Raw genomic sequence first — 15,199 nt, 5'->3', positions numbered from 1 at the left:
TCCCGTTCACGATTCTCGGGGGAATTCGCCCCTGTCGAACTCAATAATCCATTCCCCGGACAAGGGTCATCAAGACGCAATATGTCTCGGTCTCAGGGCAAACGATTACAGTCTGTAATCGCGTCTTCAGAGCCGAAGAGACAGGTCTTTTCCCCTGATGACAGGCGATATCCGGCCTTCATTGGGCGCACCGGATTCCGGCTTCGCCTCGACGACGCGCATCCCGATATGCAGACCGTGACGGAATGTTCACAATTGGGAAACAGGAAGCCCGATAACCGCGGTCGAGTTACCGAATCGTTTCGCACGATCGACGTATTTCGGACTGGATGCGACGACCCTCGACAACCGGACCGTATCGTCGCGGTGATCCCGGACCGTATCGGCGCGGCGTTCCCGGGCCATACCGGCTCCGCACGTCGCCACCGATCTCATGCTTCCGCATCGAGCCTCCGCGGTTGCATCGAAACCACGGCGGTTGAGATGCAACCGCGGAGGCTCGATGCACGAACAGCCCGCGGAGGCCTAGCCGCGTTTGGGGCCCGTCCGGAGCTTGCGGAAGAGCATCTGCGCGAGAATGAACACCAGATACAACGAGAACGCCACATTCCCCCAGAACGGATCGATCCACGCCGCCAACAGCGTCCCGAACGGCACGCACACGCACGCCGCGAGCCCCACGAACACCGCCGCACGCAGATCCACGTTCTGCCGACGGATATTGCCGAGCGTCGCCGAGATCGACCCCGGGATCATCATCAACAGCGACGTGCCCTTCGCCTCGAGATCGTTCGCCCCGAAGAAGAACATGAGCACCGGCACCACGACCACGCCCCCGCCGACCCCCAGCACGCCCGAGAGGATCCCCGTGATGAACCCGGTGACCACCAGCAGGGCGACCAGCAACGGATTCAGCTCGAGCGAGTCATCCCGCGAGGGCACCACGAACCAGAGACTGACGATCACGATCGCCAGGAACACCATGAACCCCCACTGGATCGTGCCCGTGGGCAGCTTCGCCAGCAGATGCGCGCCCAGCTGCGCGCCCGCGACGATGCCCACCGCCAGGCACAGCGCCGCGATCAGATCGTAGTGCCCCTGGACCACGTAGCTCACCGCACCCACCACCGCGGTCGGCAGGATCGCGGCCACCGAGGTGCCGGCCGAGAGCTTCTGCGGCATGCCCAGCCAGAGCGCCAGCGCGGGCACGATGATCGTGCCGCCCCCGATACCGAAGAGACCGGAGAGAAGCCCACCGGCCACCCCCACCAGAAGCAGGGCGGCGATGCTGGGGCGTGCGATCGGGTTCATCGAGCGGTGGGCTCCTTCTGAGTCGGGGATGCTGGGGCGTCGGGGTGCGCCGAGGAGGTCTCGTGCGGCGGGTGCGCCGGAACGACGATAGCCGATCCGTCGGACCGCGGATCGCTCGCGGCCTCGTACCCCTCCGCGGCGACGCGGATGAGGTTCGAATGGCCCAGGTCCTCGCTGCGCGGAGGGACCGCCTTGAGCGGGAAGCCGGCCGCCGCGATCGCGCCCCGGGCCTCCTCGGCGACGTCCTCCTCGATCGTCACCCTGACGACGCCGTCGGCGCCGGGCTCGTCGACGATCCAGCGGGGCGCGTGCGTCGCCTCCCGAGGCGACGCCCCCGCGAGCGAGCGCAGCAGGAGCTGCGTGTGGATCTGCGGCTGCGCCGATCCGCCCATCGTCGCGGGCACCCACGCGAGCTCGTCGCCGCGCAGGACGAGCACGGGCATGAGCGTGTGACGCGGCCGCCTGCCGGGTGCGAAGGCGTTGGGCGAGGCGGGGTCGAGCGAGAACGACGTGCCCCGGTTCTGGAAGAGGATTCCCGTCTCGGGTTCGAGCACCGCCGCGCCGAAGCCGAAGTAGACGGAGTTGATGAGCGAGATCGCCCACCCGTCGGCGCTCACGGCGCTCAGGCCGACGGTGTCGCCGCTGGGCTTGGCCTCGCGGGGTGGCGGATGCTCCGGGCGCCGCATGGCGATGAGCTCCGCTCCGCTCGGGCCGCCCGCCGCGGGGTCGGCGAGGAACGCTGCGCGCACGGCGTTGCCGCCGCGGAAGGCGTCGGCGAGCGCCCCCGCCCCCGCCCCGAGCGGATCCTCGATTCCGCCCGCGATCGCCGCGAGGGCGCGGAGCAGGATGAACCCGGAGGTGTTCGGCGGGCCCGTGACGACGCGGTGGCCGTCGAACTCGCCCTCGAGAGGTTCGTCCCAGAAGGCGCGATAGGCCGCGGCGTCCTCGGGAGCGATCTTCGAGCCGAGGGCGCGCAGCCCCTCCACCCAGCGCTGCGCGAGCTCGCCGTCGTAGAACTCGCCGGGTCCGTGCTCGGCGAGGCGGCGGAGCGAGTTCGCGAGGGCGGGCTGCACGAGCGGCTGCCCCTGTACGAGCGGACGCCCCTCCGGGATGAAGGTCCGCCGGCAGCCGGCGTCGAGCTCGAGCACCTCGCGATCCTCGACGATCGCCGCGGCGACCGAGTGCGCGGTCGGCACCCCCTCCTCGGCGTAGCGGATCGCGGCCTCCAGGTGCTGCGCCCAGCTGCGGGTCGCTCCGAGCGCGTGGAGCTCGCCCCAGCCGCGGACGCCGCCCGGCACCGTCACCGTGTCGACCCCCCGCAGGGGGAGCATCTCGCCGTAGGACTCGCGGAGGGCGTCGAGCGTCTGCGCCGCCGGAGCGGTGCCGGTGGCGTTGAGGAAGCGGATCTCGCCCTCGGGAGTGCGCACGAGGGCGACGAGGTCCCCGCCCAGCGCCACGTTGTTGGGGTAGACGACGCAGAGGGCGGCGGCGGCGGCGAGTGCGGCGTCGATGGCGTTGCCGCCCGCTTCGATGGCTGCGGCGCCCGCCTCCGTCGCGAGGTGGTGCGACGTCGATATCGCGCCGCGATGGGGGTTGGTGGTCATGGTGGTCCGTTCCTCGATTCTCGTCGTCCGGGATCCCAGGCCCTCGCGGCCCGGTCCGCTCGACGGGATCCCGGGCCGTCGAAGCACAGGCGGGCCGGGATCCCGGGGCGGTCAGGTGCGCTCGGCGACCGCCGCGCGGGCGATCTCGTGGCTGATGGCGAGCACGTGATCCCGGGCCTCGCGCTCGGCCAGGTCGCCGTCGCCCGCGGCGATCGCCTCGTAGATGCGGCGGTGCGCCACGCTGGAGGCCGAGCGGCGCGCCCGGGTCTGGTACCGGTTGGCGCGGCTCGGGGCGATCTGCAGGGCGATCTGCTCGGTGATCAGGGAGAGCAGCGGGTTGTGGGCGTACTGCGCGATCGCCTGGTGGAAGGCGCGGTCGAGCTCGGCGTACCGCTCCTTGGAGACGTCGACCTCCATCGCCTCGACGAGTTCGCGCAGCTGCGCGAGATCCCGGGGCGTCGCACGATGCGCCGTGATCCTCGCGGTCGGAGGCTCGATGATGGCGCGCAGCTCCATGATGTCGTGCAGCTCGGGCCGCAGCGACGAGACGACGCCCAGCACCTCGTCGGGGAGGTTCGCCCGCTCGCCCGGCCGCAGCACGATGGTGCCGCGCCCGGGCCTGCGGTCGATGAGCCCCCGGTTCTCGAGCTCCCGCAGCGCGTCGCGGATCGAGACTCGCGAGACGCCGAGGTGCGCCGCGAGATCCCGCTCCGCCGGGAGCCGCTCGCCGGGCTCGAGCTTGCCCTCGAGGATGAGCCGCTCGAGGTCGACCGAGAGCCGGTCGGGTACGGACAGCGTCGACGCCTGCCCCACGGTGCTCCAGTCCACGACTTCCTCGCCTTCTCCCCGCACCCTGCGATGCCTGTTGATCTCCGATGCCTGCTCACCGAGCGGAGCCGGGCGGCACCACGCGGCGGGCGATCCCCTCGAGCACGCCCTCCTCGCGCCACTCGAACGAGGGCACGCTGTCGCGCAGTACGCGGGTGTAGGCCTCCGTCGGGCGCTCGAGCACGTCGGCCGTCCGCCCCTGCTCGACGATGCGCCCCTCGCGCATCACGATGACGTCGTCCGTGAGGTGGCCGACGACCGCCAGATCGTGGGAGATCAGCACGTAGTCGGTCCCCGTGGCCTCCTGCACGTCGAGCAGCAGGTTGAGGATCTGCGCCTGGATCGAGATGTCGAGCGCCGCGACCGCCTCGTCGAGCAGGATCATGCGGGGCTCCACGGCGAGCGCCCGTGCGATGGCGACGCGCTGCCGCTGACCGCCCGAGAGATCCTTCGGGTTGCGCTCGCGCTGCTGCTGCGTCAGCCCCACGAGATCGCAGAGCTCCGCGATCCTGAGCTCGCGATCCCGGCGGTCGCCCGTCCCGTGGATGGCGAGGACTTCGCGCAGCGCCGACTCCACGGTCTGCCGCGGGTCGAGCGATCCGAAGGGATCCTGGTAGACCATCTGGGTGAGCTTCGCGCGCCGCTTCCGCGCCGACCGGCTCACCGCCCTGACGGTCATGTCCTCGCCGCAGACCATCACGGTGCCCGCGCTCGGGCGCTCGAGGCCCATCACCATGCGCGCGAGCGTCGACTTGCCCGACCCCGACTCCCCCACGATGCCGAGGTTGCGGCCCCGGGTCATGCGGAACGTCGCGCCCTCGACGGCGACGTGCTCGCCCCGCCCCCGCTTGAAGACCTTGCGCAGCCCCTCGGCCGCGATCACGATGTCGTTCCCGCTCATGCGCCCATCACCTCCGCGTCGATCGCCGCCCGCACCTCGTCGGTGATCGTCTCGAGCCTGCGCCGCGAGCGGTCCATGGTGGGCCGCGCCCGCAGCAGGGCCCGCGTGTACGGGTGCGTCGACTCGACGAGGCGCTCGGCGGGGGCCTCGTCGACGATCCGCCCCCGGTACATGACGTAGACGCGGTCGCAGAGCGCCCCCGCGAGCTCGAGGTCGTGCGTGATGAACATCATGCCGATCCCGCGCTCGCGCACCTGGTCGCGCAGCAGACACGCCACCTCCGCCTGGCGCGTCACGTCGAGCGCCGTCGTCGGCTCGTCGGCCAGGATCAGGCGCGGCTCGGTGACGAGGGCGGCGGCGATGACGACGCGCTGCAGCATGCCGCCCGAGAACTGGTAGGGGTAGGCGCGCAGCTGGTGCTCGGGATCCTGCAGGCCGACCTCGCGGCAGATGCCGTGGACCCGCGTCTCGGCCTCGCGCCGGCTCATGCGGCGGTTGACCCGGAGCGCCTCCGTGAGGAAGTCGCCCACCGTGTGCACCGGGTTCACGCTCGCGCGCGGATCCTGGTACACGATCCCCAGCTCCCGATCCCGGAACTTGCGGTACTGCGCCCGGGACAGGGTGGTGAGTTCCTCCTTCTCGTAGCCGATCGTGCCGCGCGAGACGATGCCGCCGGGCAGCAGGCCCGCGATCGCCTTCAGCGTCATCGACTTGCCGGATCCCGACTCGCCGATCACCCCCACGATCTCGCCGTGGTCGATGTGCAGCGAGGCGTTCGAGACGATCTCGCTTCCGTCGCCGGCCGTCAGCGTGAGGCCGGACACCCGCAACAGGCTCATACTCTCGTCTCCCTCACGTTTCCGACGCGGTCGGCGAAGCGGTCGCCGATGAGCGACACGGCGGCGACGGCGACGATGATGACGAGGCCGGCCGCGACCGACTCCTCCCACTGCCCTTGGATCACGCCGCGCTGCCCCTCCGAGACCATGAGCCCCCAGTCCGCGGTGGGCGGCTGCACGCCCATGCCCAGGAAGGACATCGCGGCGAGGTCGACCATCGCGTAGCCGTAGGACACCGTGACCTGCGCCATCGCCGTGGGGAGCACGGCCGGCAGGATGTGCCGGGCGGCGATCAGCCAGCGCGACTGCCCCACGTTCATGAGCGCGTCGATGTACGGCAGCGCCATCTCGCTCACGGCGACGCCCCTGACCATGCGGCCGATGAACGGCACGTAGGCGATCGCGAGGGCGATGACCACGGGGGTGACGCCCGCGCCGAACATCGTGACCGCGAGGATGGCGAGCAGCATGCCCGGGATCGAGAACCCGATGTCGAGGATGCGGCTGAGGAAGCGGTCCACCGCGCCGCCGGCGACGGCCGAGGCGATGCCCATGAGCGTGCCGAGCACACCCGCGAGCAGCACGATCAGCGCGGGTGCGACGAGGCTGATCCTGCCGCCGTGCAGGATCCGACTGAGGATGTCGCGGCCGGATCCGTCGGTGCCGAGCAGGGCGTCCGAGCCCATCGGCCGGTAGGTGCGCATGAAGTCGGAGGCCGTCGGGTCGGTCGGCGCGATGAGCGGCGCCAGCGCCGCCGCGAGCACGAGCAGGATGAGGATCGCCGTGGAGACGATCAGCGGGATGTCGCGCCCGCCGCCGACGCGGCCGAAGCTCGTGCGCTTCTTCACGGGGCGCCAGCGCAGGATGGTGGTCGTCATCGTCCCACCACCTTCGCCCGCACACGGGGATCGACGAGCACCTGCACCAGGTCGACGACGAGCGCCGTCACGACGACGAAGGCGATCAGGATCAGCGTGATGGCCTGCACGATGGCGAAGTCCTTCCTCAGTACCGCCTCGGTGAGCAGCAGGCCGATCCCGTCGAGGGCGAACGCCTTCTCGATGACGATCGATCCCACGACCATGCTCGTGAGGGTCACGGCCACGACGGTCGTGATCGGGGTGACGGCGTTGCGCACGATGTGGTGGCGCACGATCCGCCCGCGCGGCAGCCCGCGCCCGATGGCCGTCTGCACGGGATCCCGCTGGGCCTCCTCCCTCAGCGCGGCCCGGGTGACTCTGACCACGTAGGAGCCGGCCGACACCGTGAGGGCGATGACCGGCAGCACGAGGTGGTGGAGCCGGTCCCCGAACCCGCTGCCGGCGCCGAAGGTCGGGAACCAGCCGAGGCCCACGGCGAAGATGGTGATCAGGAGCATCGCCGCGACGAACGGCGGCACGGCCACGCCGACCGAGGTCAGCCCCAGCATGAGGTCGCTGACCCGGCGCCCCGACATCGCCGCGACGATCCCGAGCGAGATGCCCACGAGGACGATCGCGAGCAGCGCGAGGCCGAGCAGCGCCGCCGTCGTGCCGAGACGCGGCTCGATGAGGTTCCACACGTCGTCGCGATAGGTCAGCGACCGCCCGAGATCGCCCGTGAGCACGTCGCCGAGCCACGCCCACCACCGGGCGAGGAACGGGTCGTCGAGCCGGTACTGCTCGCGGAGCGCGTCGACGGTCTCCTGGCTCACCGTGCGGTTGCCGATCAGGATCGCGATCGGATCGCCCGGGGAGAGGAAGAGCGCCGCGAACACGAGCAGCGACGACGCGAGCAGCGTCACCAGGCCCTCGGCCAGGCGGAAGAGTACGAAACGTGTCATTTTCCCTCCCGGCGGTGCGGGGCGCCCGCACCGCCGGCTCCTGAGTGGTTCTGTCGCCGGTCCCCTGTATCGACCGGCGCTACTCGGCCGCGCCGATCTTCGCGGCCCACGGGTAGTAGAGGCTGGCGCGCGACGCCGTCGCCCCCGTGATGCGCTCCCCCTGGAACAGGCGGTTCTCCATGTTCACGACCGGGATCAGCGGCAGATCCTCGACCATGCGCGCCTGCCCCTCGATGAGGGTCGCCGCCCGCTCCTCGGGATCCAGCGTGGAGAGGCCGTCCGCGACGCTCTGCGTGACGATCGGGTCGTCGTAGGCCCCGTAGTTGTACGCGCTGAGCGGGGTGAACTCGCTCATGCTGACGACCGGGTCGGCCACGCCGGCGCCGTACTCCCAGACGATGAACGCGTCGTAGGCCTCGCGCGCCTTCGCATCGAAGTAGAGCTCCGTGAAGCTCGTGGTCGGCAGGGTCTCGATGGTGATGTCGAGGCCGATCTGCGAACCGCCCGCGGTCAGGATCTCGGCGACCTTGCCCTCGGCCTCGCTGTCGGCGGGGATGGCGATGCTCAGCTCGGAGCCCTCGAGCCCGGCCGAGTCGACGACCTCCTTCGCCTGCTCGACGTCGAACACCGGCTCGGGCAGCTCGTCGGCGGCGGCCTGCCAGGCGTCCTGGGCGTAGCCCCACGCGCCGGGGGCGATGGGCGTCGAGGCCGGCACCGCGGTGCCGCGGAAGACCGCCTGGGCGACGGCCTCGCGGTCGAGGATCAGGCTCAGCGCCTGACGGACCTCGAGCTGCTGCATCGGTCCTTCCTTGTCGGTGGGCCGGATCGCCATCCAGTCGGTGCCGAGACCGAGCACGAAGTTGTCGTCGCCCGTCTGCACGAGCTTCTCGGTGGCCGAGAGCGGCGGCATGTAGGCGCCGTCGATGTCGCCCGAGATGAGGCTGTTCGCGATGGTCGACTCGTCGGTGACGAAGTTCAGCTCGAGCGTCTCGATCATCGGCACGAGCTCGGGATCCCAGTAGTCGGGGTTCGCCCGCATGGTGATGCTGGAGCCCGACTTCCACGAGTCGAAGGCGAAGGGGCCGGTGCACATGATCCCGCCGCCCGCGGTGCCGTACGATTCGCCGGCCTGCTCGACGTACGCCTTGCTGCCGATGATGCCGGCGGCCGTCGAGAGGATGCGCTCGAACAGCGCGTCGGGCTCGGTGAACTTCACCGTGACCTCGTTCTCGCCGGTCACCTCGATGGAGCTGACGCGCTCGTAGAAGGGCGCCGACCAGTACGAGCCGACGGCGTCGTCCATGTGCCGGTTGAGGCTGAACGCCACGTCCTCGGCGGTCAGCGGGCTGCCGTCCCAGAACGTCACGCCCTGGCGGATCGTGAACACCGTCGTGAGGTCGTCGGGGTGCGAGACCTCCTCCGCGAGCGCCGGGCTCAGCGTCATGTCCTCGTTCTGCCGCATCAGGCCCTCGCACATGTTCGCGAGGGTGGTGTTGTCGGAGTCGGCGTAGGCGTACACCCAGTCGAGGGACGACGGCTCGCCCCACGGCAGGTTCCACTTGACGCCCTCCACGGGTCCGTTGCCGGCGGGGGTCGACGTCTGGTCGCGCAGGAAGTCGATCTGCGCGGGGCCCTCGGCCTCATCGCCCGAGGAGCAGGCCGTGAGCAGCAGGGCGGGCGCGATCAGCGCTCCGGCGACGAGCCGTCTCGTGCTGCGCCGCTTGTCGTTCGGGAGCGCCATCACTCCGTCTCCTTTCCTTCTGCGGCGGGCCAGAAGTCCCTCACCGCGACGAGGTCCTCGGGACCGTCGGTTCCAATCAGGATGTTGCGCTCGTAGGTCGCGCTGGTGCCGCCCGCGGTCGCGAACTGCTCGATCGAGATGATCATGCCGGGCTCGAGCACGAGCTCGCTGTCGTCCCGCACCCAGGGCGCCTCGAACCCGAGGCCGAGGCCGTGCCCGCGGGCGGCGAACTCGGCGTCGTCGGGGTCGATGCCCGCCTCGCGCAGCAGGGCGCTGCCTGCTGCGGCCGCGTCGCCCAGCCTCGCGCCGGGGAGCATGCGCTCGACCACGCGGTCGACGGAGCTCTTGGCGAGCTCGTAGGCTCGATTCTGCTCGGGCGTCGGCTCCGCTCCCACGACGGTGCTGCGCGCGAGGTCGAAGAAGTACCCGGCGTAGACGCCGCTCAGGTCGACGGTGAAGACGTCGCCCTCCTGCAGCGACCGGGCGCTGTGGACCGGCAGGCGGTTGTCCTCGGCCTCGCCGCCCCGGGGAGTGGTGTAGACGAACGCGTTGGCGAGCACGGCCTCGTTGCGGGCGACGGCCTCGGCCATGGCCGCGACCACCTCCGCCTCGGGCACCCCGGGCGCGATCCTCGCGAACCCGGCCTCGAGCGCCTCCTCCGCGATGGCCGCGGCGCGGCGCATGAGGGCGATCTCGGCCTCGGACTTGCGCAGCCTGAGCCGCTCCACGAGGCCGTCGTCCCAGACGACCTCCCGGTCCGCGAAGCGGGGGTCGCCCAGCAGGATCCTCGCGTGGTGGCCCGACATCGCGTCGCCCGCGACGACCGCGAGGCTTCCGATCCCCGAACGGCGCCCGAGCTCGTCGAGCACGTCGCCGGCGAGGTTGCGATCGGAGACGCCGTGGCGGGCGACCGAGGAGGTCACCCCGACTGCGGCGTCCTCGGCGCTCGGGTCGTCGGAGAAGAGGATCGCCTCGTCGGCGGTGACGAGCAGTGCGCAGAGGCCGCGGTCGCTCCACACGCCGGGGACGTCGCGGATCGTCGGGAACACCGGGTAGAACCCGGTGAGGTAGCGGACATCGGAGCCCCGGTCGACGGAGCCGCCTCCGCGACCCCAGACGAGCGCGGCGTCGATGCCCCGGTCGCTCAGCAGCCCCCTCAGCGAGCGGAGCCGCTCCTCGTATTCGGGCCCGGCGATGAGATTGCGGTGCGCTTCGGTCATGTGCGGTTCGTGCTCCTTCGCGACGGATCGGCGGCGACATCTGGCGGCGGTGCCATTTCGACTGTTGGTCGGACCAAATGACCGACCGTCCATGATGCTAGCAATCCCTCGGGCACGTGGGAAGATGCGAGGAGAGAATTTCTCGAGATCGCAACATGCTCGTAATAGGCGAGGCCGCCAGGACCTGCGGCTGCGGCGCTGCGGAGCCGGACTGTCGGGGGTGAACGACAGAGGATGTCTGGACGCTGGCGCTGAGCAGCGCTCAGCCCCCGTGCAGGATCCCGATGGCCTCTTCGGCCCACGCCACGCGCTGCTCCGCGGCCCGCACGAGCTCGCTGAAGACGTGCGCCTTGAGCGCTCCGATCCGCTGGTGGTCCTTCGGGTCGCGGTGCGCGAGCCGCTCGCGGAGGAGAGGCGTATCTCCCGCCAGCAGTCGCGCCTCGTGCTCCCGCCACAGCCGGATCTTGACCCGCTGCTCGGCGATGTGGTTCCGCAGCACCGCCTCGCACTCCTCGGGCTCGACGAGGTCCGCGAAGAGCACCTGCAGGAGCAGCGCGTCGCGCGTCGGGGGCTCCGGCTGCGGCTCGGCGATCCATCGTCTCAGCTCGGCCAGGCCCTCCTCCGTGAGACTGTACGAGGTGCGCTTCAGCTTCTCTCCCCGCAGCTGCACCTCGCCCGCGATGAGGCCGTTCTTCTCCATCTGGCGCAGCAGCGGATAGATCTGGCTCTGCGGCGCGGTCCACACCCACTTCGCGGCCGACTCGAAGAACTGGGTGAGCTCGTACCCGGTCATCGCCCGGGCCTCGAGCACGCAGAGCACTGCATGTTGGAGGGACATAGCGCCATGGTAGTCGAGCCCCTTCCTTGATACATTTCAGTACATACATGTACGCTAAGAAAATCGAGCGACATGAGGGAGTGCCGTGCCTGCAGCAGACCGCGACCGACTGATCCGAGCCGCGAACATCGTGGCCGACGCGGGGCTCAGCGACGCGTTCGGCCATCTCTCGATCCGCGTGGCGTCCGAGGAGCTCGAGATCACGCCGCCGCTGCCGCTGCGCAGCCTGACCGCCGCCACCGGCCTCGTCGCGCTCCCGCTCACGGGCGACGAGCTCCCCGACGGCGCCCCGCGCGAGGCCTGGATCCACCGGGCGATCGCCTCGGCCAGGCCCGAGGCGGGCGCCATCGTGCGCGCGCAGCCCCCGGCGGTCGCGGCGATGGCCGCCTCCGGGCTGCCGCTGCGGCCGCTGCACGGCCACGGCGCCTTCCTCGGCGACCCGGTGCCGGTGCACGACGACTCCCGGCTCATCCGCGACGCGGAGAGCGCCGAGGCGGTCGCCCGCACACTGGGCTCCGGGTCCGCGATCGTGCTCCGAGGCAACGGCGCGGTCACCGTCGCCGAGACCCCTGAGCAGGCGGTCGCGCTCATGTGGGTGCTCGAGCGCTCCGCCGAGATCAATCTGCGCGCGCACTCGGTCGGGAACGCACCGATCGTCCTGTCGGCCGAGGAGCAGGCCTGGTGGGCCGACCGCGCCGCCGAGCTCCTCCCCCGCATCTACCGCTACCTCGAGGGCGCCCGGGCGGCCTGAGGTCCCGCGCGCCGAAAGCGTCCCCCCCGAAAGCCGTCCCACCGAAAGCCGTCCCACCGAAAGTCGCCCGCCGAAAGCGTCCCCCACCGAAAGGAAGACCCATGCCGTTCGTCGAGATCTCCGTCGCAGAAGGCCGCACCCAGGAGGAGCTCCGATCGCTCATGCAGGAGGTGCACGAGGCCGTGCACCGCTCGATCGGGGCGCCCGAGGCGAGCATCCGAGTGCTCGTGCGCGAGGTGCCGCCCGCGCAGTGGCTGTCGGGCGGGGTCACGCTCGCCGAGAAGGCGCAGGGGGCGCAGACGACGGGCTGACGCCCGGCGCGCGCCCGGCATGCACCGACTCGGCAGAACATGCTCTCCGAGCACCGAATTCCGGTACGTTTCTGCCGAGTTGGAGTGGGGGCCGGGCGCGAACGCGCGCGCCCGGCCCCCTGTCCCGCCCGCATCAGGCCGGATTCGACCCGATCAGACCGGCAGCGGCGGCGTCGCGTGCTGCATGAACGAGGCGGGCATCACGGTTCCCCAGGCAGACCCGCGCCCGCCCGACTCGGTGTTCCAGACCACCGGCTCCCAGTCGGGCGTGTGGATGTGGATGCCCCCGGCGAAGACCTCGACGCGGTTGCCGCCGGGCTCGTAGACGTAGAGGAAGAAGCCCTGCGTGCGCGAGTGCTTCGCGGGGCCGACCTCGATGGCGGTGCCGTTCTCCATGAAGATGTCGGCCGCCTTGAGCACGTCCTCCCGGCTCTCGACGGCGTACGCGAGGTGGTGCAGCCGGCCGTCGGTGTCGGCCGGCTCCCGCGTGAGCGCCAGGTCGTGGGCCTTCGTCATGAGGCTCAGCCACGCGCCCACCTCGGTGTCGGGCGTCGGCTCCAGCCGCTCGCGCAGCTTGAAGCCGAGCACCTCCTCCTGGAACGCGCGGCTCGCCGGCACGTCGGGCACCAGCAGGTTGATGTGGTCGATGCGCGTGGCGGCGACGCCGTGCGGGTCGTAGCGCTGCGGCTGGTTCGGCAGCGCGGGCTCCTCGCCCGCGGGCGCCCGGTACTTCTCGGTCTCGAAGTACACCTCCATCTCGTGCCCGCCCACCGCGGTGAAGCGATAGGCCCGGCCGTGGCCGAAGCTGTCGTCGACCCAGCGCCCCTCGAGTCCCGCCGCCTCGATCGCCGCGACGCGGCGGTCGAGAGCCTGCGGGCTCACGGTGCGCCAGCCGACGTGGCCGAGGCCCGACTGCTCCGACGCGACCAGCGTGAGCGAGCTCAGCACGTCGTCGTTCCAGGCCCGGAGGTGGACGCGGTCCCGGTCCTCCGCGACGGTGTAGAGCCCGTAGACCTCGGTGAACCACCGCGCCGAGGCCTCGAGATCCGGGGTCCGCAACTCGGTGTGCCCGAGCTGCGCGACGTCGTACAGCGGCTCGCGATAGACGGAGGTCATGCGCCGCTCCTCTCCTCGAGCGCGTCGATGTCGGCCATCAGCGACGGGCCGCGATTGTTCACCGACACCCCCGAGAACAGCGCGGCGAGGGCGATTGCGGCGCGCAGCTCGGCGTCGCTCGCCCCCGCTCGGCGCGCCGCGAGGCCGTGCAGCTTCGCCGCGTCGCTGAGCTTCGACGCGAGGATCGCGAACAGGATCAGCTGCACCGTCTTCTGGTCGAGCTCGTCGGTGTACACGACCCGCGCGCGCAGCGCCTCCTGCGCGAGCAGGAGCTCGGGATCCTCCGTCTCGAGCTGGGCGAAGCGCGCCGCCACGCGCGGCGGCACGAAGCCCAGCATGTCGCGGTAGCTGCGGCGGTACGCCTCGATGCGCTCCCGATGATCGCTCATCTCTCCTCGTTTCACTGGTGGACGTCTCAGATGCGGATGATGCAGCGGCGGGCCGGCTCAGTGGTGGGCCGGCGGCTCGATCTGCATGACCACCGCCTTGGGCTCGGTGAAGAACTCGCGGCTGAAGTTGCCGCCCTCCCGTCCGACGCCCGACAGGCCCACACCGCCGAAGGGGGCGCGGAGATCCCGGATGAAGAAGCAGTTGACCCAGACCGTGCCGACCCGGAACGCAGCCGACACCCGGTGCGCGCGGGTGAGATCGTCCGTGAAGAGCATCGCGTTCAGCCCGTAGGGGCTCGAGTTCACCTCGTCGATCACCTCCTCCTCGGTGTCGAACGGGGTGATCGTCACGATGGGCCCGAAGATCTCCTCGCAGCGGTGCGGCGCGTCGTCCGGGGCGTCCACGATCACGGTGGGCGTCACGAACCAGCCGTCGCGCAGTTCGCCGATCAGCTTGCGACCGCCGGCCTCCTCGATCGTGTCGAAGTAGCTGCGGACCTTCGTGTAGTGGACGCCGCTCGAGAGCGGGCCGATCTGGGTGCTCTCGTCCTTCGGATCGCCGACGACCATCTTCGATGCGGCCTCGACGAAGCGCTCGACGAAGGTGTCGAAGATCTCGCGCTGCACGTAGATGCGGCTGCCCGCGAGGCAGACCTGGCCGGCGTTCGTGAAGATCGCGCGGATCGACCAGGAGACCGCATTGTCGAGCTCGGCGTCCGCGAAGACCACGTTCGCGCCCTTGCCGCCGAGCTCGAGGCTGACCGGGACGAGGTTGTCGGATGCCGCGCGGGCGATGATCTTGCCCGTCGTCGACTCGCCGGTGAAGGTGATCCGATCGACGTCGGGGTGCTGGGTGAGCGCCTCCCCCACGGAGTCGGGGCCGTAGCCGTGCACCACGTTGAAGACGCCCGCCGGGATCCCCGCCTCGAGGGCGAGGCGGGCGAGGATCGTGGCCGATGCCGGCGAGTCCTCGGCCGGCTTGAGCACGACGGTGTTGCCCCACGCGAGCGCTGGGGCCACCTTCCAGCTCTCGAGCATCATGGGGAAGTTCCAGGGTGCGATCGCGACGACGACACCCGCGGCCTCGTACCGTGTGTAGGTGTGGTGCCCCGTGTCCATGGGCAGCACCTCGGCGGGGGCCAGATGCGCGTGATCCGCGAAGAACCGGAAGTTCTGGGCGGTGCGGGCCACGTCGTTGCCGAGGCTCTGCGTGATCGGCTTGCCCATATCGCGGGTGTCGGCCATCGCGAGCTCCTCGCCGTGCTCGACGATGAGGTCGGCGAACCGGTTCAGCAGCTCGCGGCGCTTCCCCGCGGTCATCCGCGGCCAGGGGCCCTCGTCGAAGGCGCGGCGAGCGGCGGCGACGGCGAGATCCGCCTCCTCCGCGCCGCCGAGCGCGACCTCGGCCCAGGGCTCCCGCGTGTACGGGTCGATGCTCTGGAAGACGCGATCCGAAGCGGACCGGATCTCCTGACCGTCGATGACGTGTCCAAAGAACTCCACGGTGTATTCCTTCTTTCTGATGACG

The 15,199-nt window shown here is 70.8% G+C and carries 15 protein-coding genes; 2 read left to right on the top strand and 13 right to left on the bottom strand.

What is annotated here, in order from left to right; translation table 11 throughout:
* Positions 1 to 525: 525 nt before the first annotated feature.
* The 10 genes from JD276_RS07665 to JD276_RS07620 all read right to left on the bottom strand — a co-directional run bounded on the left by JD276_RS07665 (position 526) and on the right by JD276_RS07620 (position 11,104).
* Positions 526 to 1,311: a sulfite exporter TauE/SafE family protein gene (locus JD276_RS07665; protein ID WP_200115052.1), complete on the bottom strand. Its 786-nt coding sequence runs from the start codon at positions 1,309 to 1,311 to the stop codon at positions 526 to 528.
* Complete coding sequence (locus JD276_RS07660; RefSeq protein ID WP_200115051.1) at positions 1,308 to 2,915, bottom strand: gamma-glutamyltransferase family protein; 1,608 nt, start codon at positions 2,913 to 2,915, stop codon at positions 1,308 to 1,310. The genes JD276_RS07665 and JD276_RS07660 overlap by 4 nt, the downstream gene beginning before the upstream one ends.
* 111 nt (positions 2,916 to 3,026) lie before the next feature.
* Positions 3,027 to 3,743 (bottom strand): FadR/GntR family transcriptional regulator, encoded by a 717-nt coding sequence (locus JD276_RS07655; RefSeq protein ID WP_200115050.1) that lies wholly within the window; start codon positions 3,741 to 3,743, stop codon positions 3,027 to 3,029.
* Between the two features lie 55 nt (positions 3,744 to 3,798).
* Positions 3,799 to 4,644, bottom strand: a complete 846-nt coding sequence (locus JD276_RS07650) for an ABC transporter ATP-binding protein (RefSeq protein WP_200115049.1) — start codon at positions 4,642 to 4,644, stop codon at positions 3,799 to 3,801.
* A complete protein-coding gene (locus tag JD276_RS07645; protein WP_200115048.1) occupies positions 4,641 to 5,483 on the bottom strand; it encodes an ABC transporter ATP-binding protein in 843 nt (280 codons plus the stop codon). The genes JD276_RS07650 and JD276_RS07645 overlap by 4 nt, the downstream gene beginning before the upstream one ends.
* Positions 5,480 to 6,361: an ABC transporter permease gene (locus JD276_RS07640; protein WP_200115047.1), complete on the bottom strand. Its 882-nt coding sequence runs from the start codon at positions 6,359 to 6,361 to the stop codon at positions 5,480 to 5,482. The genes JD276_RS07645 and JD276_RS07640 overlap by 4 nt, the downstream gene beginning before the upstream one ends.
* Positions 6,358 to 7,305, bottom strand: a complete 948-nt coding sequence (locus tag JD276_RS07635) for an ABC transporter permease (protein WP_200115046.1) — start codon at positions 7,303 to 7,305, stop codon at positions 6,358 to 6,360. The genes JD276_RS07640 and JD276_RS07635 overlap by 4 nt, the downstream gene beginning before the upstream one ends.
* Before the next feature lie 79 nt (positions 7,306 to 7,384).
* A complete protein-coding gene (locus tag JD276_RS07630; RefSeq protein ID WP_200115045.1) occupies positions 7,385 to 9,046 on the bottom strand; it encodes an ABC transporter substrate-binding protein in 1,662 nt (553 codons plus the stop codon).
* Complete coding sequence (locus JD276_RS07625) at positions 9,046 to 10,266, bottom strand: M24 family metallopeptidase (RefSeq protein ID WP_200115044.1); 1,221 nt, start codon at positions 10,264 to 10,266, stop codon at positions 9,046 to 9,048. The genes JD276_RS07630 and JD276_RS07625 overlap by 1 nt, the downstream gene beginning before the upstream one ends.
* Before the next feature lie 262 nt (positions 10,267 to 10,528).
* Positions 10,529 to 11,104, bottom strand: coding sequence for a PadR family transcriptional regulator (locus tag JD276_RS07620; RefSeq protein ID WP_200115043.1), 576 nt, complete (start codon positions 11,102 to 11,104; stop codon positions 10,529 to 10,531).
* A gap of 85 nt (positions 11,105 to 11,189) precedes the next feature.
* Here JD276_RS07620 and JD276_RS07615 point away from each other — a divergent pair, with 85 nt between their 5' ends.
* Both JD276_RS07615 and thmT read left to right on the top strand, forming a co-directional pair.
* Positions 11,190 to 11,855: a class II aldolase/adducin family protein gene (locus JD276_RS07615; RefSeq protein ID WP_200115042.1), complete on the top strand. Its 666-nt coding sequence runs from the start codon at positions 11,190 to 11,192 to the stop codon at positions 11,853 to 11,855.
* 101 nt (positions 11,856 to 11,956) lie between these two features.
* Entirely contained in the window at positions 11,957 to 12,166 is a 210-nt protein-coding gene (gene thmT, locus JD276_RS07610) for a 2-hydroxymuconate tautomerase (RefSeq protein ID WP_200115041.1), read from the top strand.
* Positions 12,167 to 12,319: 153 nt separating this feature from the next.
* Here the strand turns inward: thmT and JD276_RS07605 are convergent, their stop codons facing one another.
* The 3 genes from JD276_RS07605 to JD276_RS07595 are packed head-to-tail and all read right to left on the bottom strand — an operon-like array spanning position 12,320 to position 15,174.
* On the bottom strand, positions 12,320 to 13,282 hold the full coding sequence (locus JD276_RS07605; RefSeq protein WP_200115040.1) for a VOC family protein: 963 nt from the start codon (positions 13,280 to 13,282) through the stop codon (positions 12,320 to 12,322).
* Positions 13,279 to 13,671 carry a carboxymuconolactone decarboxylase family protein gene (locus tag JD276_RS07600; protein ID WP_200115039.1) on the bottom strand — a complete coding sequence of 131 codons (393 nt, stop codon included), beginning with the start codon at positions 13,669 to 13,671 and terminating at the stop codon, positions 13,279 to 13,281. Before JD276_RS07600 ends, JD276_RS07605 begins: the two co-directional genes overlap by 4 nt.
* A 57-nt stretch (positions 13,672 to 13,728) precedes the next feature.
* Positions 13,729 to 15,174, bottom strand: coding sequence for an aldehyde dehydrogenase (locus JD276_RS07595; RefSeq protein WP_200115038.1), 1,446 nt, complete (start codon positions 15,172 to 15,174; stop codon positions 13,729 to 13,731).
* Between the last annotated feature and the right edge of the window lie 25 nt (positions 15,175 to 15,199).

This window comes from Leucobacter chromiisoli (assembly GCF_016522505.1).
Taxonomy (GTDB): domain Bacteria; phylum Actinomycetota; class Actinomycetes; order Actinomycetales; family Microbacteriaceae; genus Leucobacter; species Leucobacter chromiisoli.
The sequence above is the reverse complement of the archived record's forward strand: the minus strand, read 5'-3'. Positions and strand labels throughout refer to the sequence as shown.

Bases quoted from the DNA above. Each gene is read 5' to 3' on its own strand.
- JD276_RS07665 (WP_200115052.1), bottom strand. From the start codon at position 1,311: ATGAACCCGATCGCACGCCCCAGCATCGCCGCCCTGCTTCTGGTGGGG.
- JD276_RS07660 (WP_200115051.1), bottom strand. From the start codon at position 2,915: ATGACCACCAACCCCCATCGCGGCGCGATATCGACGTCGCACCACCTC.
- JD276_RS07650 (WP_200115049.1), bottom strand. From the start codon at position 4,644: ATGAGCGGGAACGACATCGTGATCGCGGCCGAGGGGCTGCGCAAGGTC.
- JD276_RS07645 (WP_200115048.1), bottom strand. From the start codon at position 5,483: ATGAGCCTGTTGCGGGTGTCCGGCCTCACGCTGACGGCCGGCGACGGA.
- JD276_RS07640 (WP_200115047.1), bottom strand. From the start codon at position 6,361: ATGACGACCACCATCCTGCGCTGGCGCCCCGTGAAGAAGCGCACGAGC.
- JD276_RS07635 (WP_200115046.1), bottom strand. From the start codon at position 7,305: ATGACACGTTTCGTACTCTTCCGCCTGGCCGAGGGCCTGGTGACGCTG.
- JD276_RS07630 (WP_200115045.1), bottom strand. From the start codon at position 9,046: ATGGCGCTCCCGAACGACAAGCGGCGCAGCACGAGACGGCTCGTCGCC.
- JD276_RS07625 (WP_200115044.1), bottom strand. From the start codon at position 10,266: ATGACCGAAGCGCACCGCAATCTCATCGCCGGGCCCGAATACGAGGAG.
- JD276_RS07620 (WP_200115043.1), bottom strand. From the start codon at position 11,104: ATGTCCCTCCAACATGCAGTGCTCTGCGTGCTCGAGGCCCGGGCGATG.
- thmT (WP_200115041.1), top strand. From the start codon at position 11,957: ATGCCGTTCGTCGAGATCTCCGTCGCAGAAGGCCGCACCCAGGAGGAG.
- JD276_RS07605 (WP_200115040.1), bottom strand. From the start codon at position 13,282: ATGACCTCCGTCTATCGCGAGCCGCTGTACGACGTCGCGCAGCTCGGG.
- JD276_RS07600 (WP_200115039.1), bottom strand. From the start codon at position 13,671: ATGAGCGATCATCGGGAGCGCATCGAGGCGTACCGCCGCAGCTACCGC.